This is a genomic window from Synechococcus sp. PCC 7335, from assembly GCF_000155595.1.
Taxonomy (GTDB): Bacteria; Cyanobacteriota; Cyanobacteriia; order Phormidesmidales; family Phormidesmidaceae; genus Phormidesmis.
The window spans coordinates 163,111-184,959 of record NZ_DS989906.1; the positions used below are offsets into that span (position 1 = coordinate 163,111).

Annotated in this window: 15 protein-coding genes and 2 pseudogenes; 8 read left to right on the forward strand and 9 right to left on the reverse strand. The window is 47.7% G+C overall.

Going from position 1 to position 21,849, the window contains the following annotated elements:
• Window positions 1–133: 133 nt before the first annotated feature.
• Both S7335_RS23935 and S7335_RS23940 read left to right on the forward strand, forming a co-directional pair.
• Window positions 134–559: pseudogene (locus tag S7335_RS23935) on the forward strand (IS6 family transposase); the annotation flags it as partial.
• Window positions 560–696: 137 nt separating this feature from the next.
• Complete coding sequence (locus S7335_RS23940; protein ID WP_006458609.1) at window positions 697–1,239, forward strand: hypothetical protein; 543 nt, start codon at window positions 697–699, stop codon at window positions 1,237–1,239.
• Between the two features lie 111 nt (window positions 1,240–1,350).
• On the opposite strand, the pseudogene S7335_RS29635 reads toward S7335_RS23940, so the two are convergent.
• Window positions 1,351–1,455: pseudogene (locus tag S7335_RS29635) on the reverse strand (IS6 family transposase); the annotation flags it as partial.
• A gap of 107 nt (window positions 1,456–1,562) precedes the next feature.
• A complete protein-coding gene (locus S7335_RS23945) occupies window positions 1,563–3,434 on the reverse strand; it encodes a DEAD/DEAH box helicase (RefSeq protein ID WP_006458552.1) in 1,872 nt (623 codons plus the stop codon).
• Window positions 3,435–3,621: 187 nt separating this feature from the next.
• Between S7335_RS23945 and S7335_RS23950 the strand changes: the two genes are divergently transcribed.
• The 4 genes from S7335_RS23950 (at window position 3,622) to S7335_RS23965 (ending at window position 5,739) form a co-directional block, all read left to right on the forward strand.
• Window positions 3,622–3,966: a hypothetical protein gene (locus tag S7335_RS23950; RefSeq protein ID WP_006458531.1), complete on the forward strand. Its 345-nt coding sequence runs from the start codon at window positions 3,622–3,624 to the stop codon at window positions 3,964–3,966.
• 625 nt (window positions 3,967–4,591) lie between these two features.
• On the forward strand, window positions 4,592–5,140 hold the full coding sequence (locus S7335_RS23955) for a hypothetical protein (protein WP_006458602.1): 549 nt from the start codon (window positions 4,592–4,594) through the stop codon (window positions 5,138–5,140).
• A complete protein-coding gene (locus S7335_RS23960) occupies window positions 5,133–5,474 on the forward strand; it encodes a hypothetical protein (protein WP_006458555.1) in 342 nt (113 codons plus the stop codon). The genes S7335_RS23955 and S7335_RS23960 overlap by 8 nt, the downstream gene beginning before the upstream one ends.
• Window positions 5,467–5,739, forward strand: a complete 273-nt coding sequence (locus S7335_RS23965; protein WP_050766052.1) for a GIY-YIG nuclease family protein — start codon at window positions 5,467–5,469, stop codon at window positions 5,737–5,739. The genes S7335_RS23960 and S7335_RS23965 overlap by 8 nt, the downstream gene beginning before the upstream one ends.
• Before the next feature lie 462 nt (window positions 5,740–6,201).
• Here S7335_RS23965 and S7335_RS23970 read toward each other — a convergent pair whose 3' ends face one another.
• A complete protein-coding gene (locus S7335_RS23970; RefSeq protein WP_006458659.1) occupies window positions 6,202–14,415 on the reverse strand; it encodes an Ig-like domain-containing protein in 8,214 nt (2,737 codons plus the stop codon).
• A gap of 707 nt (window positions 14,416–15,122) precedes the next feature.
• Here S7335_RS23970 and S7335_RS26460 point away from each other — a divergent pair.
• Window positions 15,123–17,624, forward strand: coding sequence for a DUF6851 domain-containing protein (locus tag S7335_RS26460; RefSeq protein ID WP_006458665.1), 2,502 nt, complete (start codon window positions 15,123–15,125; stop codon window positions 17,622–17,624).
• 472 nt (window positions 17,625–18,096) lie between these two features.
• On the forward strand, window positions 18,097–19,593 hold the full coding sequence (locus S7335_RS23980; protein ID WP_006458697.1) for a peptidoglycan-binding protein: 1,497 nt from the start codon (window positions 18,097–18,099) through the stop codon (window positions 19,591–19,593).
• 81 nt (window positions 19,594–19,674) lie between these two features.
• Here the strand turns inward: S7335_RS23980 and S7335_RS28215 are convergent, their stop codons facing one another.
• From S7335_RS28215 to S7335_RS24000, 6 genes are read right to left on the reverse strand one after another with little or no spacing between them, the layout of a single operon-like run.
• Window positions 19,675–19,848, reverse strand: a complete 174-nt coding sequence (locus S7335_RS28215) for a hypothetical protein (protein ID WP_006458623.1) — start codon at window positions 19,846–19,848, stop codon at window positions 19,675–19,677.
• Between the two features lie 32 nt (window positions 19,849–19,880).
• On the reverse strand, window positions 19,881–20,543 hold the full coding sequence (locus S7335_RS23990) for a hypothetical protein (RefSeq protein ID WP_006458603.1): 663 nt from the start codon (window positions 20,541–20,543) through the stop codon (window positions 19,881–19,883).
• A complete protein-coding gene (locus S7335_RS29070; RefSeq protein WP_227500118.1) occupies window positions 20,536–20,826 on the reverse strand; it encodes a hypothetical protein in 291 nt (96 codons plus the stop codon). The genes S7335_RS23990 and S7335_RS29070 overlap by 8 nt, the downstream gene beginning before the upstream one ends.
• Before the next feature lie 29 nt (window positions 20,827–20,855).
• On the reverse strand, window positions 20,856–21,074 hold the full coding sequence (locus S7335_RS29075) for a hypothetical protein (protein ID WP_227500119.1): 219 nt from the start codon (window positions 21,072–21,074) through the stop codon (window positions 20,856–20,858).
• 6 nt (window positions 21,075–21,080) lie between these two features.
• Entirely contained in the window at window positions 21,081–21,464 is a 384-nt protein-coding gene (locus S7335_RS23995; RefSeq protein WP_006457785.1) for a type II toxin-antitoxin system death-on-curing family toxin, read from the reverse strand.
• Between the two features lie 18 nt (window positions 21,465–21,482).
• Window positions 21,483–21,710, reverse strand: a complete 228-nt coding sequence (locus S7335_RS24000) for a hypothetical protein (RefSeq protein ID WP_006458091.1) — start codon at window positions 21,708–21,710, stop codon at window positions 21,483–21,485.
• Between the last annotated feature and the right edge of the window lie 139 nt (window positions 21,711–21,849).

Consider the following 21,849-nt stretch of genomic DNA (forward strand, 5'->3'; position numbering starts at 1 on the left):
GAAAAACTGTGGAATCGGTGTCGCGGGCTAATTGCTTATAATAACGGGGAAGGTTATTCATGGGTAACAAATAACGGCTTTGTCAACTTAGCGAAGCTTGACCGTATACCGGTGATTTTGGGAAGCTGCATCCATGACTAATCCCTACCGTGGCCATCGCTTCCCAGCCAAAATCATCAGCTACTGCGTGTGGCTGTACCATACGTTTCCGTTAAGCTTTCGTGACATCGAAAAAATGATGCTTTATCGCGATGTCACAGTCACCTATGAAGCGATCAGAGGGTGGTGTCTCAAATTCGCTCAGAGCTATGTCAATAAAATCCGTAAGCAGCGGCTCAAAACCGGTGATAAGTGGCATCTTGATGAAGTGGTAATCACCATCAAGGGTGAGCAATTCTACTTGTGGCGCGCCGTTGACCAGCATGGCACAGTGCTCGATATCCTGATGCAGCGCCGTCGTAACACAGCCGCTGCGTACAGATTTTTCCGCAAACTACTCAAATCAACCGGCTTTGCACCCAGAGTCATCATCACAGATAAACTCAAAAGCTACAGTGCGGGCTTCTCCATCTCGGTGTGTTCGAGACTTCGCGTTTTTGACTCAATAGAGCGATCACATGACTATAGGGATGGTATCTAGTTCTTATTCGCTAATCATGTTGCTACTATAAGAGCGGAAAAGCAACACTTATTTAGATGTCGGCCACAGTATTACCCCAGCTCAAAACTGTCAGTTCCAAGTTAGAAGCTGAAGCAGCGTCTATCGAACAGCAACTATCGATAGTACGAGAGAAGCGAAAGGCTATTCTCTCAGTCATCGATATGTTTGATGCTTCACCTGCTGCCACTGAAGCAAAAGATGACCTCACTGATGAAGAGACTGCTTCCCCTACTGTTCAACAACCAGAAGAGAAGACTGAGAAAGCGACTAGAACTAAAAAAGCTACCAAGGCCAAAAGCACGAAGCGGAAGAAAGACGGACGCGCAGGGAATTGGCAAAAGTATCTGCTTCCTGCCATGAAAGGCTATTCGCTACCTGATGCCGTACAGTTAGTCCTCGAACAAGAGCCGAAGAAGGACTTCAAGATTGCCGAGGTGATGTCCGCTTTGTTCAAAGAGAACATGCCCAAAAGTCAGTATCTAAAGGCTCGAAACCGTGTCTCGAACATCCTCTCGGGAGGTGCTCGCAATGGCGACTGGCATAGAGGGGAACGCAGCTCCTATCGCTTCTCCAATTGATATGCTCTCTTGCACAGGCATCAACTACCTCTTGCAACCCAAACATCCTACGTCTGGCCCTTGTTTGCGAATCTAGTTAGCATAGCCCTGAGCAAACTTTAGACACTATCCTCTGATCGCTTCGTAGGTGACCATGACACCCCGATAAAGCATCATTTTCTCGATGTCACGCAAGCTTAGTGGGAAGGTGTGATACAGCCAGACGCAGTAGCTGATGGTTTCAGATGGGAAGCGGTGCCCCGGTAAGGATTAGTCATAGATGAAGCTTCTTAAAATCAGCAATTCACAGTCAAATCTAGACAACTTGACGATGCCAGTTCGCTTTATATGATTGATGTGATTGCGGTCCTTTGTGCGGCTTCCTTCAGTCGCTCCACAAACTCCGACCTGCGATCGCCTGTTAGCATCAACCGCTCAATTGCCCGCGTCATCGCCACATACAGTAAACGCGCTTCGTCACCAACATCTCCCGTCCGGTTAGGCAGAAAGCCTAATCCAGGAATAAAGACGACTGGAAACTCTAGCCCTTTACTACTGTGCATCGTCATCAGTTTGACACTTGGGCATAGCGGGTCATAGTTACGACTGCTGCTGTTTTGATTGAGCCAAGCTACTGGGATACCCGCTTGCTGTAGCTCGGCAAGTGCTTGTTCTCCCATCCAGTTGGTGCGGTAGACGACGGCCATCTCGTACCAAGGAATACCGCTCTCGTGAAGCGCTTGGGCTCTTTGCGCAATATAAGCGATCTCCGCTTTGTAATTCGCGCACTTTACCAACTCTGGCTCTGGGCCTTCGCGCCCTGCACTATCAGGAACTATCAACGGTGGCCTGTCTTCATCAACGCTGCTCGTCGGTGGCATCATCTCTTTAGCAAACTCATAGGCCAGCCTCAGCACCTGAGCAGTGTTGCGGTAGTTCAACTTCAGAATCGTGGTTCTACCCTGCGCTTTGATACCCAAACTTTTGAAGCTGAACTGACGACTAGCCCGTTTGCTGTAGAGGTTCTGAGCATCATCGTAAAGTACGAGCAGTGAATCGGTGGCAGGATTCACCATCTGCGCGACTAGCTTCAGCCATTCGGGAGCAAAGTCATGAGCTTCGTCCACCATCACCGCGCCATACTGACCTTGAGGAATATGACCTGCTTCAACAGCGGCAATAACAGCTTGCTCTAGCTTCCTGATGTACTCGACACCTCTGTAGCGTCTGGCATCTGGACGTGCGATACCGTAGCGTTTGAGCATATCTAGACACCATCCGTGGAAATGACGCACCGTAACGCACTGGCTTTGGTTCTCGTTCACGATGAGCGATCTTAACTTAGCGGCTAGCGCCACGTTGAAGCAAAGTACGAGCACTGACTGATTTGTCTGCGCTAGATGTTGACAGCGATAGGCCAAAATCAACGTCTTGCCACTACCAGCTACACCATGAATCACTCGATGGCCCTTACCGAGGTTGCGAGCGAGCTGCTCTTGCTGTAAGTCCATGACCTTGAGTACTTGAGGAATGGCGGTTTGCAGCCTCTCTTCCAGTTGCTCGTCAAAGAACGAGAGCGGCTTAGTCGAAATGCGCAGCTCTGGGTAGAGGTGCCAGCGAACGCGATCAATCTGCTCAGCGGTTAGGGAGCTGCCGAAGTTGTAGTGGCTCATGGCCCAGAGCTGCTCTTGAAAGGTACCTGCATCAACGCTCTGCGTCATCTCGTCTTTGCAGATGACCAGATGAGCGTCTATGACCTGAGCCAGGGCGGGCTGTGAGTCGAACATACGACGGGTAATGTTGGGTAGCACCACGCCATAGGCATAGGGACAAGAGAGCTTGCCTTGGTAGCGGCCTGCCATCTGTACCAGCGCCTCATCTTTCTCCAGCATCGAACAGATAGCTAGTGCGTAGTTCCTAGCTTGGTGTAGTGGGTTAACCACCTTCTTAAGGCCAGAGGGGGTAGCAATCTCACAACTTCTGGGATCAACAGATTGAATCGTGTTCAGTTTCCAGTCTTTGACTTCTAGGACAAAGATGCCGCGTGAAGGGTGCAAGATGATGAAGTCGGGATACAGACGTTTTAAGCCGACTGGCACGTCGTACCAGAGCAGGTAGTCGTCTTCGAGATTCGCTTCTAGCCGCTGTGCTAGCCGCCGTTCTCCAGAGGTCATTCGGCTGGCAGTACTGTGGTAGGAGGGAATGAGCGTAGCCATTGTTTGGAGTCGGTAGTGCCCCTATTATGCCCACTGCCTGCAATACAAGGATCGACTCTTGCGACCACAGCCTGAAGGGAGAGCGACTCGATGTATCGAGGTGACTAGGTTTTGTTTACACAATGGTTTTCCTTTTCTGCGCAGATGGGTGTTCTAAGAGCGAGACACTCTATTCCCCCCACTTACCATGCGCTTCTTTGTTAAGCTAATCGGCTTTGGCCTACTGATGTTCAGCATCTATCTGCTAGGCAACAACATCTTGTTTACGACTAATGTTTATCCGTACTGGTGGCGAGGAATCGCCGCTGACGCATCTATCTTTTTTCTAGCAATCGGCGTGCTGTCGCTAGTCTTTCTACCCAGTGAGTTTAAGGAGATTGGTTGGGTATCGACTGCCCTTGGTATCTTAGCCGTCTTCATAAGCAGCCGAGCTATCCTGAATCCGACTAGCCTATGGGAGTTCTTTCTAGCCTTCATAGTGATGGCGATTGGCTACAAACTGTTTTCGACTGGTCGCATACCCCTGCTATAGAAGAATGTCAGCGAAGCCTATCCAAACGCCGAGGCGATCACATACCAAGATTGTCTAGCCATCTAGTTACTAACCAACCCCCAACCGTCGGTCGGGAACAATATCTTATGTAACTTATAGTCTTTCTCAAAATCATTAAAGTTACATAAGAAAAAGAGAGCGCTTCAGACTATCAAGCAGTGATGAGCCAACGGATCGAGAGACAACGGTTGCTCATAGGGTTGAGTACGATTGCATAAGCTGAGCAGATAGCACCTACTCAATAAATCTGTCTTGAAATTGACCCGTGCATAGAGTTGAAAAAATTCGGCTTCTAAGCCTGAAGTCCCATCATGTCAATGCTTCTCCGGTTGTGTAGAAACAGGATGAACCTGTGAGTGCAGATACTGTGAGTGCAGATACAAGAAACTTTTCTAGAAAGAAGAGAGCATACTGAATTGTTTAGCTTGCATCAAGAACGATTGAAGCTTCTAGTCTTAACTGACATAGGCTATGGACGTTAGCGTTGCTTCTAAGTTAGAACATGGGTAAGGAAATATAGAATCTATCTTTGTTCCATCTGCAGAGCTGCTATGAGCTTTCAATGGTGTGAAGTAAGATTCGCGTGATATTGAAAAGAACATAGATGGTTACTCAGCAAACGACAGCGCAAACCCTAAGAAGTTCGGTCAGACTGACTAAGCCCGAATTACTAGCCCAAGTGCCTGATGGCTACAATCGTCGTCAAGCCTTTAATTTCCTGCGTCATAGAGCGACTAACTACGAGGCGCTGTTAGAGCAGTATCGCCAGCAGTACGGTAACGTAACGCCGAAGGAGAACAAAGCAGCTGTCCAAGGTGCCGCCGATGTCATTATTAAAGCCTTGCGAGATGAGAATATAGAGCTAATTCAAGGTAGAAGCAATACGCCGTTTGCCAAGTTTGCACGCTCTTTGGCAGAGCTACTAGGGCTAGATTCCGGTGTGGATCTAGCGATGATTCATGAAGCGACCAAAACCCTGAAGCGTTCTCAGACTATGTACAAGTCGTGGAACGAGCGCTATCGCCGTCAGCGTGACCTTGTTCTAAAAGCGATAGAAGCTGCTAGCCCAGAAGTACGTCAGCAAGTGCAAGCGATCTACAAAGCTACCTCAAAAGATAAGTTAGACGCACTAGAGAAGCGTTTCAATGGCTAAGAAGAAGACTTCTACTAACCAAGCTGTCAGTCTTAAGCAGATGAAGCTGATTGCGATCAAGCAGGAGTGCTACGCCATCTCAGGTGCAGCTACGACACCTGCGCTTAAAAAGCAGTACCCAACGCTATCGAAGAACCGAGACTTTAGAACCAGAAAAGCGTGGGAGTATGTACTCAAGCGATTGCGTCGTGACGGCGAGTGGCTAGGAATCAAAGTGACAGAGTTAGAGTCGTTGGCTGAGAAGCAGCGTAGCGCAAAGAAAACCGAACTAAAGGGCCTTACCTTTTCACCTGAGCGGGTAGCGATGGATCAGGCAGCTGAGAACGATGACTAACTTATTGAATCTACCGGCTATCAGCGCAATCTACCGGATATGGCACCGTGACGAAGTGGTTTACGTTGGCCAGACTAAGAACCTAAGACAGCGCTGGCGGCACCATCATATTTTGCCGAAGTTAATAGCTTGCTACGGAACGGACTGGCGGCTTGATTGGATAGCAATTGAGGAAGCGAATCTAATTCGTGCGGAGGCGTTTTCGTACCGTTGTTTCAGACCACTGCTAAACCAGAGAAACCCTTCCGAGCAGCTAGGTTTGTAGCCATAGTTGATGAGGTTGAAGACTACGATGACAGGGTATTTCTGCTACAGAGTATTAGGAGGTCTCTGTAGCAGCAAACTATGACTTTAGCCCAGCGGCTGCTGACTGAAGAAACGCTATGTCCCCTGCACATCAAGTATTTCAGCCTTTTTATACAACGCCTGAACCTATATTTGAGCAAGGCGAGAATAAAATCTTAGGCTCTGAAACCTCTATATATCAATGGATGTAGCCTTAAAGGACAAAATTGTTCCGATTCTATACGACACTGTTGGCGAACTCCACAATAGCCGCTCAAACCCAGTAAATTCATTCTCAGCTTCTGTCCTAGACTAACGAAAACTCGTCGGTTCAGCGTTGAAGATTTGGTTCGCCAACAGTGTCCTATACATAGGCGTATCTCGCTTCAGGCGAGTCTTACGGCCACAACTGGTAAGCACTTCTTGAATTCGCCAACAGTGTCTACGCTTTCAGTACCCCATTTATGTCATTGCCAGGATCAGTCGTACTACTGCCTGTTGCCGTAGCTTGAGCCGCAAACGTATAGCCAGTATTCTGATAGGGGAACGAAGTCAGGACACGAGCGAAGTAAGTCCCGGCTGAGAGCGCAGTGTTGATGAAGCGGTCATCTATCGAGCCAGAAGAGTTGTTGATAGTGTCGTCTTCAATAATCTCATTCGTTTGGAAGACACCATCGCCGTTGACATCAGCAACAATCTGTAGCTGTGCAGGTTCTGGGCCAAGACCAGTCAGACCAAGACTGACATCACTACTCTCAGTCAGGGTGAACTGGTAGAAGTCGTCGCGGTCTGTCGGGTCAACGCTACCGCCGAAGGTTTGCAGCGCACTCAAAGTACCGATGTCTAAGGCCGTGTCGTAGGTGTTGCCAGGGTCACTAATATCACCGCGAGCAGTTGCCTGGGCACTGAGCGTGTAGCCAGTATTCTGATAGGGGAACGAAGTTAGGACACGAGCGAAGTAAGTCCCGGCTGAGAGCGCAGTGTTGATGAAGCGGTCATCTATCGAGCCAGAAGAGTTGTTGATAGTGTCGTCTTCAATAATCTCATTCGTTTGGAAGACACCATCGCCGTTGACATCAGCAACAATCTGTAGCTGTGCAGGTTCTGGGCCAAGACCAGTCAGACCAAGACTGACATCACTACTCTCAGTCAGGGTGAACTGGTAGAAGTCGTCGCGGTCTGTCGGGTCAACGCTACCGCCGAAGGTTTGCAGCGCACTCAAAGTACCGATGTCTAAGGCCGTGTCGTAGGTGTTGCCAGGGTCACTAATATCACCGCGAGCAGTTGCCTGGGCACTGAGCGTGTAGCCAGTATTCTGATAGGGGAACGAAGTCAGGACACGAGCGAAGTAAGTCCCGGCTGAGAGCGCAGTGTTGATGAAACGGTCATCTATCGAGCCAGAAGAGTTGTTGATAGTGTCGTCTTCAATAATCTCATTCGTTTGGAAGACACCATCGCCGTTGACATCAGCAACAATCTGTAGCTGTGCAGGTTCTGGGCCAAGACCAGTCAGACCAAGACTGACATCACTACTCTCAGTCAGGGTGAACTGGTAGAAGTCGTCGCGGTCTGTCGGGTCAACGCTACCGCCGAAGGTTTGCAGCGCACTCAAAGTACCGATGTCTAAGGCCGTGTCGTAGGTGTTGCCAGGGTCACTAATATCACCGCGAGCAGTTGCCTGGGCACTGAGCGTGTAGCCAGTATTCTGATAGGGGAACGAAGTTAGGACACGAGCGAAGTAAGTCCCGGCTGAGAGCGCAGTGTTGATGAAGCGGTCATCTATCGAGCCAGAAGAGTTGTTGATAGTGTCGTCTTCAATAATCTCATTCGTTTGGAAGACACCATCGCCGTTGACATCAGCAACAATCTGTAGCTGTGCAGGTTCTGGGCCAAGACCAGTCAGACCAAGACTGACATCACTACTCTCAGCCAAGGTAAACTGATAGAAGTCTATCGGGTCGGCTTCGCTAACAAAATCTTCTAGTATTTGTGTTTTGCCGAGGAAACCGATGTTAAGGGCATCATCGAGTGTTTCTCCTGGATCTATAGTGGCGGAAAAGGATAGTTCAACTGCTTCCGTCAGTGTATTACCTGCGTTATCCGCAATCATTTCAGGAGCTATTGAAAGCTGGTAAGTTCCTTCTTCCAATACTTCCTTTGGAAACAATAAGAGACGTTTAGCAGAAGTCGCGTCAAATGATTGAACATCCACTGCTGCATCGTCTCCACCACCAATCAATCCATCCGTGCCTAAGTTCGTCAATGTAAAACCTGATAGATTCAGGAGAGATGTATTAATTTCTTCATCAAAGCGTAGCTTAATGCGTGAGACGTTGACTCCTGCGCCGCCGTCAACAGGATTAGTACTTACGATGCTTGGAGTAAAAGTATCTTCAACGAGATTGAAGATAAGCTCGTTAGACAAAGTACTATTTCCGCCAGTGTCTGTTGCGCGGACCTGGATAGAAACAGTATTGCGATTTGCTGTGATGTTTGGTGCAATTGCGGACAGCGCATCGAATGGGAAAGATACGTCATTTCTTACTACTTCTCCATTCAGCAGCAGCTCTACATTACGAACTTGAACATCGTCTACTACATCTGCTGTGATCGTAATCCTAGAACCTTCCAAAATTTGCGCTCCAGAAGTGCTGTTGTCTAGATCAGGAGTGGTAGAGCTAATGCTGATAGTTGGGGTTTGACCTTGGTTATCAAAGGGCCTGTAGTTAATCACTTGTAGACCTGCTGAACCATCAGCGACATAAGCAATACCTGAGGCAATAGCCACATCGTATGTAAAGCCAGGAGTATCGAATGGTGTCAAGAATGCGTCGGTGTTTTGCAGATTAGCTGTGCTGTAGACGTTAACTCCTTGCCCTTCCGCTGCAATCAGCCCAAGCCCAGAGCCATTTAGCGTAATTCCGCGAGCTGTAAAGAAATTATCAGCATCACTAATCAATTGTGGATCACTAGGATCAGATACATCAAACGTTCTCAATCCACTTCCTGCTAGATACACGACGTCGTTCGCAGCAAAAACATCTACAGTCGAAGATGCAATTGAAGAATTAACTTGACCAAGCACAGTGGCGGCTTCTGGGTCTGAGATGTCAATAACGGAGAGAATGTCTGACCCGCTGACGTAAGAGTATAGAGTATCTCCTTCTCGTGCTAATCCTGTCACTACACCAGAACCTGGAAGCGTCAGCGACTGAAGATTTTCTCCAGTCAGCAAATCAACAGCATAAAGCGTGTTGCGAGACGAAACGTAGGCGATTCCGTTGTTTACTTCGACTTGTTCAGCTGAAATATTAATTGTTTCTCTCAACCTTGGCAGCATTGGATCAGATACATCGACAAGATGCAGCCCACCAGCCTTGCTCGCTACCGCCGCAAGTGGTAGATCAGAAGAAATGTCTATATCTGAACTATCTCCAGGCAAGTCAATTTGGCCAAGTAAAATCGGACTGTCAAATTGAGAGGCATCCACAATAGCTAATCCATAAGAACCCGTGGCAATATAAGCAGTCTGCTCTTCTGAATTTAGTGTAGAGCCTTCGATAGTAATTTCTTGACTTTCACCTTGAAGGGGTAAATTAGATATTATGCCAGTAGGGAAGCCTCTTTCTCCTAAAGGATCCAGTCCCTGTTTGATTTCAGCTAAATCATTAATTCCATCTCCATCAGTGTCTGGATTATCTGGGGATGTCCCTATTGCTTGCTCTCCAGAATCAGACAAACCGTCACCATCATTATCAGTATTGTCCTGTTTGAAAATATACCGAATGGCGTTTGATTCTATCCCAGAAGAACTCGTACTAAAGTAATCTTGCCAGCTCAGATTAGTTTGCGGGTCATAGTAGAAAACCTCAAAAACGGAATCTTCTGAGAACGCCGAATTCCACGAACCATTTTGGTCTAATCTTCCTCGTGAGATCACGTCACCAGCGAGAGTCTGAACCGAGTAGAAGCCGTCTGAAACGGGTGCTGACGCTGACTCAAACAATGACTTTAGTCTTTTGCCAAATTCTTCTACTTTAGCTCTGTCCTGCTCGACAATATCTCTTATACTTGCTTGCCCGAAACTTTCAAGATACTCTAGAGATTTTTGAGCTTTCTGAAGAGAGGGTATAAGAGCAGAGATTTGATTAGAAGATAAAGCAGTTGTAATTTGTTGAGCTCTCTGTGCTTCTTCGGGACTTTTGTCAAGTCCTCCTTCTTCATTAAACAAAGATTTCGTCTCTTCAGCTACAAGTGCCCCAAGCTCAAACATAAAATCAATGACATTCTCCCCAGCTTCAACGACTCCATCTACTATACGACTCCCAACATCTTCTAGTGTGTCACCCCATTCCTTTAATGCTTCACCTACAGTAATTGCGACTTCTGACAACTCTTGTCCTACGCAATCTGCAAGGTCCATAAGAAATTCTGGACTAGCAGTCAATCGATTCAACTCATCCCTCCACGAATAGCTATCCCAAGCAACTGCGGCAGCGGCAACATCTGCGGCGTTAGTCGCTACCCATCCAACACCAGGTATCCATCCAACCTCAAGATTTACATAGACTGCTGCTAACTGGGCTAAAGTCGCATCTTGTAGTTGTTCCTCTCTAAGTAGGTCGGCGGCGAGACCTGTTAGTAGCGAAATAGTATTAAGGCTTTGATCAGTAATTGATCCTACTAAACTTCCAAGGGCTGTTCCTGGTGGGCCTGCGATAGAGCCGCCAGTAGCTCCTACAGTTTCCCAAGGAACAAGATCAATCATTCCAGTCGCAAACGAGATCGTCGATAGAATTGCTGTCCCTGCTTCATTTATTGAGTTGATCGTCCTACCACCAAGCCCTTCGCAGTCGTTTCTTCTAGCCATTTCACCGTGCTGTGCGGAGGAGTCTACGAAATGCCAACCTGGTGCCCTAATTCCAACTCCTTCATCTGAAACAATAGACAGACCGTCTTCAGTCACTGTCCCAGTCCCAATAATTTCCCAATCACCAGCATCGTGATTAAATGTCCACAGTAGACCTTTTTCTCCAGGTGATAGGCCATCTAGGTTAGGAAACTGGATGGGAGCAGGCACATCGAAATTCGTTGCGCCTCCATTTTCCTCACGATTAAACCCATTTTCTCCACCAGCTTGTATCGAAATCACTAGCTGTGGATCTACGTTCGGTGGCAATGGAGCAGGTAGGCGGTTAGGGTTAACAGGTACTATCATTGCCTGCGTCGCCTCATTACCCTGATCATCCTGAGCAGAGCCTGCCACAAACGTTACTTGAGTTCTCTGCCATACATCTGGGTCAACATCAGGGAACTCCTGTTCTAGAAATGCTTGTGCGTTAGGTCCAAATCCAACATTTACATCTTCAGCACTAGATAGCGCTGTAATATCTTCTCTCGACATCGTTGGGAGATAAACGCTAAAAGTCTCACCATCCATTGATAGTTCCGTAGCTTCTCCAGGCAGGCTGTGGAAGGCTTTGCCCAAGCTTGCATAGCGAACCCCTTCAGGCACATCCTCGACCTTAGAACCATCAATGTATACGTAAAAATCTGGTGCAGGAACATCTTCTAAAATGAAGTACCCGCTTTCATCCGTCACCGCCACCACTTCTGGCAGCGCGTCAAGCCGAATCTCTACCCCTTCTAACGGAATATCCGAACCGTCTGGATTCTTGTTATAAGAATCAAACACATATCCAAAAACGTCAGTATCTGGAATTCGGGTGATTGGTAACGTTCTAAAATCAGCCGTTAGCACCCCGCCTGGAACACCGTTATTGTCCGCATCTATCGCGACACCATCCCGACCGATAATTTGACTTCCATCTACCCGAATCCGCACTTCAGTGCTGGGATTCCACGGCTCGTCGGGGAAGAAAGTAGCAAATTTCTCGGTAGAGCTAACCACCAATCGGCCCGAAACCTCTTGACCTAGCGCGATCACTTTTATTGCATCCTTGGTCACTGTTGAAGGATCAACTGGCTGGTCGAAGCGAATGATCGCTTCACGGGTCAGCGTTACCATCTCCTCTCCATCTGTAGGAGAAATCTCAACTGTATTCAACGACGAGGCAATATCTAATGACAAGGAGAAAGCATTTCCCGCAGTATCTGTTACCGCTGGAGCAACCGTTATTTCATACCCCTCAGCACCAATCGATTCTTCTAGATTTATGCGAATGCTGTTAGTACCAATCGTTTCAACAGAACTGACCGCAATTGTTTGCCCATTTCGAGGTCCCGTCGTTATAGCTACCGTATAGTTTTGAGCATTCAGCGATGTATCAATTATTTGCTCTGAGAAAGTGAGTTCTACAAAAGCATCTCCTGGACTAACTGCACTTCCAAAAGAAACAAACGGCCTCACTGTATCTAACGTAAATGCTGTTTCCACAACTGCTGATTCATTACCAGAAGCATCCACAGCTTGCAACTTCAGAATCAACGGCCCATCTGAAAGAGGCTGACCATTGATCGCTTCTAAGACATCTTCCGTCAGCGTGAAGCTTCCATCTGGCTGGAGCGTATCTGTAATATCAAAAGATGGAGAATCTTCAAAGCCTGCCCTTAGAGCAATAATTTCATCATCATCAGTCACACTACCCTGGATGACCGGAGCTGCCGTAATGCTATCTGTAGTACTCACACCGGTATCATTGGATAGCGCTGCTACAACCACAGGAATAGCCGTGTCACTGACAACGCGGGTGATACTTACAGACGCCGTGGCCAAATTACCTGCCTGATCAGTCGTTGTGACCGTAAAGGAATTCTCACCCAAGGCCACAGAAACATCCGAGAAAACAAACTGTCCTGTTTCATCAGCAAGCGCTGTAGTATCAGGGCCGCTCAGGGTGACGTTTGTTGCGGGCTCTGTCTGGCCTATCAAAGTCACCGAGGCACTTGTTGTTTCATCATCCCCTACAGGCTCGCTGTCCGAATCAGGCGACAGGCTGAGAGTCAGTGGCGCTGAAGCTGTATCTAACGTGAAGCTGATAGAGAATTGACCAACATTCCCGGACGCATCTTCGGCCTCTAAACTTAGGGTGTAAGCTCCATCAACTAACGCTGCACCCAAAATATCTTCTAATTGAGCCTGGTCTAGACCAAAACCGTCGTCTGATTCCAGCTGAGGCAAGGTATCTACAAAGCTATCGCTTCCATCAAAGCGAGCGCCAAACCGGACGATAGCATCTGTATCTCTTACGCTACCTTGCAGTTCTGGCACACGGGTTATACCGTCGCTACTGCCAACACCCGTATCATCTGTCAACTCAATAGAAATGACAGGCGCATTCGCATCGGTAGGAATGCGAGAGATCGTCCTAGATATCGTCGCAACGTTTCCAGCGACATCAGTTGCAGCAACTGTAAAGACATTTTCGCCAAGTACTAGCGCAACATCAGCAAAAGAAAACTGACCGCTGCCATCAGCATTCAATGTCAGCCCAGATTCGACTAACTCTATTTGGGCATTCGGCTCTGTCTGTCCAGCAAGAGTAACGGCTTCAAACGTTGTTTGCTGGTCGCCAACTACACCAGAATCAAAACCAGTTCCCAATTCAAGGGTCAATGAGCTAAAGCTAGTATCTAAAGTAAATGCTAGATCAAACGCACTAGATTCATTGCTTGATGGATCCGTTGCCAGTAGCGTTAGGGATTGTGGTCCATCTGTGAGGGGCGCACCGTTAATCGCCTCCAGAATCGACCTGTCCAAGACAAAGCGATCGCCTTGGAGTGCAGAACTAACATCAACGAAGTCTTCGATAGCCTGAGAACTGAATCCAGCAATTAAAGAAGCAACACCGTCACTATTGCTCACAGCACCTTCGATAGTGGGATCAAAGGTTATGCCATCTAGCGCGCTAGTACCAGTATCGTTCACCAAACTAGCTATAATAGCCAGTGGGGGCTGTACCAGAGGAGTAATAAAATCACTTGATGATAGATTTATCCTCCCCTCCACAATGGCTAATGTTTCGCTGCCAAATTGGATTAGTGTATCTTTGCCTACTATCTGAAAATCTATATCTTCGAATGTCAGGCCGCCAAGCAGGAGAATGCGATCCCCGCCGTTTCCGAAATCAGTAATCGTATCTGTTCCATATCCTGGTGCTAGTACAAAGATGTCAGCGCCTGTACCACCCGAATAATCGTCACCCGTTAGGATGTCGTCTCCTTCACCTCCGAAGAAGACATCATCGCCATGATCCCCCCACAGCGCGTCTTGCCCTTTATTACCGAGCAGCCAGTCATTTCCTGCCTTCCCGCCAAGGCGATCGTCCCCGTCCCCCCCAAACAGCAGGTCATCGCCACCAATGGTGCCACCAGAGCTCTGAGAATTGGAATCACCGCGGATGACATCTTGACCAAGATTTCCCATCAAGAGATCATTGCCCAGGAATCCAGCCACAACATCATCCCCGCCCCTGCCTAGAATGGCCAGATCTAGGTTGCTGGTACCCACGAGAGTTTCATTCTCATCAGAGCCCTCCAGCGATGGATTTTGAACAAGACTCTCTAAGAAAGCAGAACCTATAGCGTTTCCCAGATTGTTATCAAAACTGGTGAGAAGTGCCTGGTCGGGAAAGATAGTCTGAGGCGCAGTCTGAAAAAGAGCGACTGGGAAAGCGCTAAGTTCTGAAGAAGACATAGTTCAGGTCAATAGGAGATTAAATAGAACAACGCATACGAAACAAGAGGGCCTCAAGACGAAGAATGAGGTCAACTGTTCTGGTCAGATATGGACAGAAGATTACTGAGTATCTAAGTTGCCTAGTTTCGGCAGGCAACTTAGATACTCTTCTATACTGACTTTGAGAGAGAGATTAGTCCTCAACAACTTAATTGCTTTAAGATTGCTTAAAGTCAATTGAGTATTGAGGATAGCGCTAATTAATAAAGACAATTTGATGCACGCGGTGCGATAATATCATCGCCATTCTGTAAAATTACTGTGTAGTAGATACATTTAGCTAAAGTTAACAGAAAAGACGGATTCAGCTTCTAAATGCATCCAAATTCGCTATTTCTACGAAGCAACGGAAAGGTTTAACAAATCTTTTATTGAGGTTTTCATAACACCAGTCTTTTACACTTTGTGTTAGAAGCTTTACTAAGGCCAGGCGCCTACAACTTTATAAGAGCTTGACCAAAGTCTCACAAGGTACGCTTGCTATCTTGTTCTTTCTCACGCTTATTATTACTTCATAAATCACGTAAGCTCTGTGGCTTTTTCCAGCTTCAGCCAAGGAGCAAAAGCAATAAGCTGCTGAAACCAATGAGCGTAGATACCGAAATTCTGGTGCATCCTTAAATAATTCTGAACTAACAGGTAAGAATCTAGTATTTCTTCAATTAATGACTAACCCTCAGCTCGTTCTCAACCCTAGAACTCAATTTGTCACGGTTGAAGACGCCTCTCCGACTGTTTCAGTTCGATGGGATCGCGTCGTACAGAATGCCGTCATCAATACGGGCGTCGGGCCTACAATTGCGTCGCGTGCCTATGCCATCATGCATACGGCCATGTATGATGCCTGGTCTGCATACAGCACTGATGCCGTTTCTACCCAAACTGGCGATAGTCTACAAAGACCTGCTTCAGAACATACTGATGCCAACAAGACTGAAGCCATGAGCTTTGCCGCCTATAGAGTCCTCTTAGAACTATTCCCGGAGGCGGAAACCAGTCTTCTGTTTGACAACCTGATGACTGAGTTAGGCTTTAACACTGGCAACAAAACTGTCGACCCTAGTACTGCTGCTGGTATTGGCAACCTCTCTGCTGAAGCTTTAATGGCATTTCGCCGTACGGATGGGTCAAACCAGATCAATGGATACGAAGACACTACTGGCTACGAGCCTGTCAATAAAGACGTAGATAGTATTCAGAACCTCGAAAAATGGACACCAGAAACGATCCCTATTCCTAGTGCTGGATCATCTGCAAACACTTCGAGTCGTATGCAGATGTTCCTGACTCCGCAATGGTCGGTTGTGACACCCTTTGCGCTAGAGTCATCTAGTGCTCTTAGACCTGAAGCTCCCGAACCATTCTTGCTAGTCGATGCCTTCGTCGATTTGGAGTCTAGGACAATCACCTTAGCAGGTGAGCGCGAGGCTAGAGTCATCACTGCTGACATGGTGGGTAAGGCGGGTGAGCCGGGTAAGTTCATTAATCAGCGCTTTATAGATCAAGCTGAGCGTGTTGTACGAGCTAGCGCAGCACTGACGGATATACAAAAGCTGATTGCAGAATTTTGGGAAGATGCAGGGGGAACCTCCTTCCCACCCGGCACTTGGCATACCTTTGGTGAGTATGTTTCTGCTAGAGATAGTCATAGCCTAGATGAAGATGCGCTGATGTTCCTTAGCCTTAGTAATGCCATCTTTGATGCCGGTGTCGCAACCTGGGAAGCAAAAGTCTTCTATAACTATGTTCGTCCGATTAGAGCTATCAGAGAACTTGGCATGCTAGGACTGCTAAACGATGGCACAGTAGGTAAAGACGAAATCACGGGTGAAGAGGGCTTTGTAATTGAAGCCTGGGGTGGGAGTGCTCAAGGAACAAGAACGATTCTAGCCAACAATTTCCTTACCTATCAGACACCTGACGGAGATCCTTCTCCACCCTTTGCAGAATATACCTCCGGTCACAGTTCTTTCAGCGCAGCGGGGGCAGAGATTCTAAAGCGATTCACTGGCGAAGATGATTTTGGAAGTTCGATCACCTTTGATATCGGAACTTCTCGCTTCGAGAATTTGTTCACTCCTAAAGAAGAGATTACGTTAAGTTGGGATACATTTACAGAAGCTGCTGACGAGGCAGGACTCTCTCGCATCTATGGTGGAATTCACTTTGAAGACGGCGATCTAAACGGTCGGGCGCTGGGTAGACAGGTTGCTGAGAGTGCCTGGAATAAAGTTCAAGACCTTGCGAATGGCGCAGATGTTGTTACCCTCGACTTCACAGCAGATGAGTTCAGTGCTGACTCAGAAGTGGGCTGCTTTGTCGTAGATGATACAAATGGCACTATGGATGGCCTTTCTCCCGATGATGCAGGCTACCTTGCTGTAGCGATGGCTCGTTCTTCTGTTTTGTTCTCTGCGCTTCCTGAAGATGCCGATGTAGAAGCTCGTTTCGAGGCTATCAGCACGCGCTCTTTTTTGCAGGGCAGCTATGTTAGGTTTTTCTCGATTAGTGCTGGAACGGTTGATACGTTTCTGCATACTGGCAGCGGACAGGTGTCACTGTCTGGCATCGAACGGATTGATGAAACGAGTAGGCTAGAGCTAACGCTAGCTGATCTCAACATGACGGCTTCGCTAGCAGAGTCGACAGGAATAGGGACCGGTTTGCAGGGCAGTGCCTCAGCAGAGGTCCTTGACCTGACGAAGTTAGAGGCTGCTACGGAGGCTACCTTTACGGTTCAAAGAGAAGCTGCTTTTAACAACGTGGTGGGATTCTATCTCATCGACGACCTGACAGGGAGAGTCATAGACTCCGAGGGTAATGTTTTCGACCCAGAGAACACAACAGACTATGTCCAAGCTGCCCTTGCGAACCGGATCACCGAGCTCTCACTGTCTTCTTTGAATAATGGAGTCAGCACATTTTCCACGACGCTAGAGGCAGGTCAGATTTTGGCTCCTTTCATAGTGGTAGACGGCACGATTGACGAACTGATAGATGAGGATGCCAGTAACGATCCTGCTATCTACACTCCATTCTTAGGCGCAAACTTAGACAGTGCTGACCATGTTCGTCTGTTCGGTAACAACACCTTTGGTTTTGAAGATTTAGTCAGTGGAGGAGATCAGGACTTTGATGATCTTATTGTTCAGGTAGATTTTCTTTAGTAAGAAAGGCTTAGAGAACAAAAAAGGGAGCGTAGAGATCGATGCCTTATCTGAGATCTTGCACCAATCTCAGTAAGGGTTGCGTTGAGGTCCAAAATCTGAAAGAAAGGGCGTAGTAAAACTAAGAAGACGGTCATCAAAACCATGCTTCGACACGCCCCAGGGCTAGTGTATAGCCTAATTTCTCTGATGCCCAGCGTCTATCAAAAAGCCAGTCTCAAAGCCGTTCTAGGGGTACTGCAAGCGTAGCTGTCACGACCCCTAGTACACTACTGATTTTCAGTCTCAAAAATGACTGTAACCCGCATCTTCTCGTTGAATAGTTGCCATCCGCGCAGCTAGCTTAATAATACAAACGAACTAAATTGTCCCATTCCGCTGCTTCGCTACTTTGGGCCACATACGGCCTTCCATAAAAAGAATATACGCGACAACGGCTTAAGAATATTTATTCAACTAAATCAGGAGTGCTATGTCTCATCCCAATGGCGTTTGGATCTGGGTACTCTCAGAAATTGACAGGAACTATCTTGAAAAACTGAAAGAACGTGGAGTGGAGAGAGTATACCTAAAAGTATTTGACGGTAAGAGTAATCCTAAATTTTGGCGTTTCCAATGTACATCAGAGATCATTGAGCGGTTCAACAATGAAGGCATAGAAGTGTACGGATGGGGCTATCACTACGGAACTCAAGACATTACTGCTCAAGTGTCTGCCATTCAAGAAGCTCTCGATTGCGGCATCAGTGGCTATGTCATAGACATAGAGACAGAAGCTGAAAATGTAAACACTCATCCCTACGTAGGCAGTTTGTTAGAACAATTACGACAGCACATTGGGTCTCGAAAACTAGGCTATACCAGCTTTGGTCATCCCCAATTTCATCCTAATATTCCTTGGAAGCTATTAGACCAGCACTGCGATCTAGCTTTTCCTCAAATCTATTTTGAAAAATTTCGTTTTGCTTCGACTAACGAAGATGAAGTTCAAGCATGCTTGAAAGCTCACAGAGATCTCAATCTACAGAAGCCCATCCTCCCAATTTGGGGATCTGAAAGCGACGCAAGAGCGCCGTCCTCAGCCGGTGAATTACAGTCATACTTAGCTCGTTTCCCTGGCTCTTCTGTTTGGAGGATTCCTAGGGTTGGCGAAAGAGGGCAGGCCTGGAACCTGAGTTACAAAGACAAAGTATCGCAACCGGTTGGCGGAAATCCATCTGAGTTTGAACTTCCTTCTCTCTCAAGAATTCTCAGAAGAGGCTCTGTTGGAGAAGATGTAAAAGCCTTGCAACGGGCATTAAACGCGCTTGCCTTCGAGGCAGGTAATACAAACGGAGAATTTAATACTCAAACTGAACGTGCTGTTACCAGGTTTCAGCAAAAGGCAGGTATTACAATAGATGGAGAGGTCGGACCCGAAACTTGGAGTGCTCTTGGCGGTGAGCTTGGCTTAGTCAATAGACCTGATCAAGGCATCCTTCAAGAACTAGGAAACTTTGCAGAGAGAGAAGCTAACCGTGATCTCCAGTGGACTAGTCCTACTAGTGAAGCTGAAAAATATTTAGAGATATTTCGAGAGCCTATGAATAATCTTGGCCAGATCGGCACAGCTAAAGTATTTTATGACTGGTGTGGAGCATTCGTGTATTATTGCTGTCGCGAGGTTGGAATACAAGTACCTATACAACCGAACGAGTTTTGGGCAACGATGGCCCTTGTCGAATCGTGGAAATTCTGGGCAAGGAGGAAAGGATACTGGTTTCCAAAAGAAGGCTTTATACCTAAGAGAGGAGATATTCTTACTTTTGATTGGGATGGAGATAGGTTTTCTAACCATATTGGCATCGTGAGAAATTACACAAGAGGAAGCAATGTAATTGGAACGTCGGAGGGGAATAAGGCTAATAGAAGTGGAAACTTCGACAGAGATCTTAGACATGTAGAGGGATTTATAAGAATTTCTATTTGAGATAGCTGAAGGGCATTGTCAAGTTGAGCCCGATGAGCTGATTTAAAGACAGATTTATTCAGTAAGTGTCATCTGATCCGTCTATGCAATCGCACTCGATCCCGTCAGTGATCGCCAACTTTCGATTCGTCGACACATGGTTTCTCGATAGTCTGAAGCGGTTTGTTTATGTTGGTGAGGATAGAAGTGACCGCGTATCGGTTCAAAAGCTGACAAAAAACGCTGCGCCTGGCCCACTGACTTGAATCGACCCATTCGCCGTTCTCTGATGCGAGTCGGACGATGTGTTATCCACTCCTGCTGACCCAAACTTCCTGTGTCTGGTAGAAACTACCGCGCTGTTCCATCTCGAACCCACCTAGCAACGCCGCAATCCACACCTCTATCAGCGGCACCCCTAGCTGCTTTTGCAGATCAACCAATCGCTGCGGTGAGCCCGTCTGTTCATTTGCCAACGCCTTCACCCAGTCAGACACATGCTCAGCATGCGAGACGGCCAGCGCCTGACTCTTGAGCCCAGCATCCTCCAACGCTTCGAGCATGTCCAAGACCGACAGTTTCTCTACATCACCTGCAACAGAATCCTCATCAGTTTTATCTTCATTGGCTAGCTCACTAGTCGTGCGATAGAAACGATTCACTAATTCTGAGAAGTCTAGCTCCTGGGTCTGTCTAGTCACTCCCTGAAGCCAGTCGCCATCCATAACTGGCCCTTCTGCGTTGTTCGCATCCTGCCAATCTTCCCAGAGTACTTCTGACTTGGTTTCACACAGTCCAGCTAGCTGCATCAGAACATCGCCAGCGACTCGAAGGCGATCGCGCTGCTTTAGCTCAGATAGTTCTTCTTCAAACTGCTTCCACAGACCAAGGACATCTGCTGTCTCTGGAACCGTAGCCGCTTCCTCGATCGCAACTTCCAGATTCAACTCTAGCTGCCGCACACTAACCATGCGCTACCTCACCTAGCTCAAACCGATCGCCCCACGGACACCCAGCGATCGGACACTCTATCGGTTCTAAACGAATCTCATCAGCAAAGAAGGAAATACCAAACCGCGCACTCAGTAGCCCATTACCTCTTGTTGAACATAGCGTTCTACTGTCGCTCCGATAGCCTGCACAGTGAATTGCGGCACTTCCACACTTTGGCACCGTTTGAAGACAGAAGCAGCGATCGCATGGACGGGTGCATCTTCTTTTCTCTCGCCAGATGTACAGGTTGGCGTAAGGCATCGACCCTCGGCCACGACAGCGATACTTCTCTACCTGTCCCTTTTGGAAGCAGCATCGGAAACCTGTTGGTATTCCAACCGCCGCTTTTCATTCAGTTGCTGACGATTGCGATAGTGAGACCGCTTGCGTGGACAACGCTTCTCATTCCAACAGCCGTCGCCCTCCTTCCCCTTTCCGTGCAGCTGCCGCGCATCTGACGCAGAAAGCTGGGCACAAGCGACGCATTTCTTATCAACACGACGAGGCATGAGTGCTCACCCTCCTATCGCAACGGCATGATGCCGAAAGGCTTCTTCTATCGCATCTCTTAACAGGGCACCGTCCGCAATCTTCAAAAACATATCCACTAGCGCTACATTTTCCATTCTTAGCTGCCAGCCGTTGATCAATAGGAACGTCTCTGATACCGCTGCGGCAACCCGTTTATTGCCATCAATGAAAGCATGGGCCATGCAGAGGTGATAAGCATAGGTCGCGGCGCAGGCAATCACATCAGCTTCCTCGTAGTAGTGCCGGTTCTCAGCTGCTTTCAAAGCAGATTCCAGCAACCCCTGATCCCTCAGCCCGGACTGACCACCCGTTTCAGCCACAATCAGTCGATGAATCGATAAAACGTCAGATAGCGTTGGAAACTCCATTACGCCTAGCCCGCTTCCCTAAGCCAACTCTCGGTAAGCATCGCGGCGCTTGTCCATCACGCCCTGAAAGGTCTGCACAAACTCAGATTCAGAAGGCTTTTCCTCTGGTGGTACAGATACCATCAGAGATTGCCCTACCACTGTGACCTCTACTTGGCCGCCTGGTTGCAGCCCGATCGCTGCCAGTGCGTCCGCAGGTATCGGTAGCAGGGTTTCCCCATCGACCGTTCTGATTTGCTCAAGCATTCTGCTGCTCCAGTCAGTATTTGAACCTCAGCCCTGTTCGCCAACTCAGCCTGCTACAGCCTAGAGGCTAAAAAGCTGATGGCGACTGGCTTTATTGTACCCTAGCCAATCCAGTTTTATTTGTAGTGTAATTTTTAGT

What these genes read in the sequence shown, in the direction of transcription:
- S7335_RS23940 (WP_006458609.1), top strand. Translation starts at nt 697, where the DNA reads ATGTCGGCCACAGTATTACCCCAGCTCAAAACTGTCAGTTCCAAGTTA.
- S7335_RS23945 (WP_006458552.1), bottom strand. Translation starts at nt 3,434, where the DNA reads ATGGCTACGCTCATTCCCTCCTACCACAGTACTGCCAGCCGAATGACC.
- S7335_RS23950 (WP_006458531.1), top strand. Translation starts at nt 3,622, where the DNA reads ATGCGCTTCTTTGTTAAGCTAATCGGCTTTGGCCTACTGATGTTCAGC.
- S7335_RS23955 (WP_006458602.1), top strand. Translation starts at nt 4,592, where the DNA reads ATGGTTACTCAGCAAACGACAGCGCAAACCCTAAGAAGTTCGGTCAGA.
- S7335_RS23960 (WP_006458555.1), top strand. Translation starts at nt 5,133, where the DNA reads ATGGCTAAGAAGAAGACTTCTACTAACCAAGCTGTCAGTCTTAAGCAG.
- S7335_RS23965 (WP_050766052.1), top strand. Translation starts at nt 5,467, where the DNA reads ATGACTAACTTATTGAATCTACCGGCTATCAGCGCAATCTACCGGATA.
- S7335_RS23970 (WP_006458659.1), bottom strand. Translation starts at nt 14,415, where the DNA reads ATGTCTTCTTCAGAACTTAGCGCTTTCCCAGTCGCTCTTTTTCAGACT.
- S7335_RS26460 (WP_006458665.1), top strand. Translation starts at nt 15,123, where the DNA reads ATGACTAACCCTCAGCTCGTTCTCAACCCTAGAACTCAATTTGTCACG.
- S7335_RS23980 (WP_006458697.1), top strand. Translation starts at nt 18,097, where the DNA reads ATGTCTCATCCCAATGGCGTTTGGATCTGGGTACTCTCAGAAATTGAC.
- S7335_RS28215 (WP_006458623.1), bottom strand. Translation starts at nt 19,848, where the DNA reads ATGGGTCGATTCAAGTCAGTGGGCCAGGCGCAGCGTTTTTTGTCAGCT.
- S7335_RS23990 (WP_006458603.1), bottom strand. Translation starts at nt 20,543, where the DNA reads ATGGTTAGTGTGCGGCAGCTAGAGTTGAATCTGGAAGTTGCGATCGAG.
- S7335_RS29070 (WP_227500118.1), bottom strand. Translation starts at nt 20,826, where the DNA reads ATGCCTTACGCCAACCTGTACATCTGGCGAGAGAAAAGAAGATGCACC.
- S7335_RS29075 (WP_227500119.1), bottom strand. Translation starts at nt 21,074, where the DNA reads ATGCCTCGTCGTGTTGATAAGAAATGCGTCGCTTGTGCCCAGCTTTCT.
- S7335_RS23995 (WP_006457785.1), bottom strand. Translation starts at nt 21,464, where the DNA reads ATGGAGTTTCCAACGCTATCTGACGTTTTATCGATTCATCGACTGATT.
- S7335_RS24000 (WP_006458091.1), bottom strand. Translation starts at nt 21,710, where the DNA reads ATGCTTGAGCAAATCAGAACGGTCGATGGGGAAACCCTGCTACCGATA.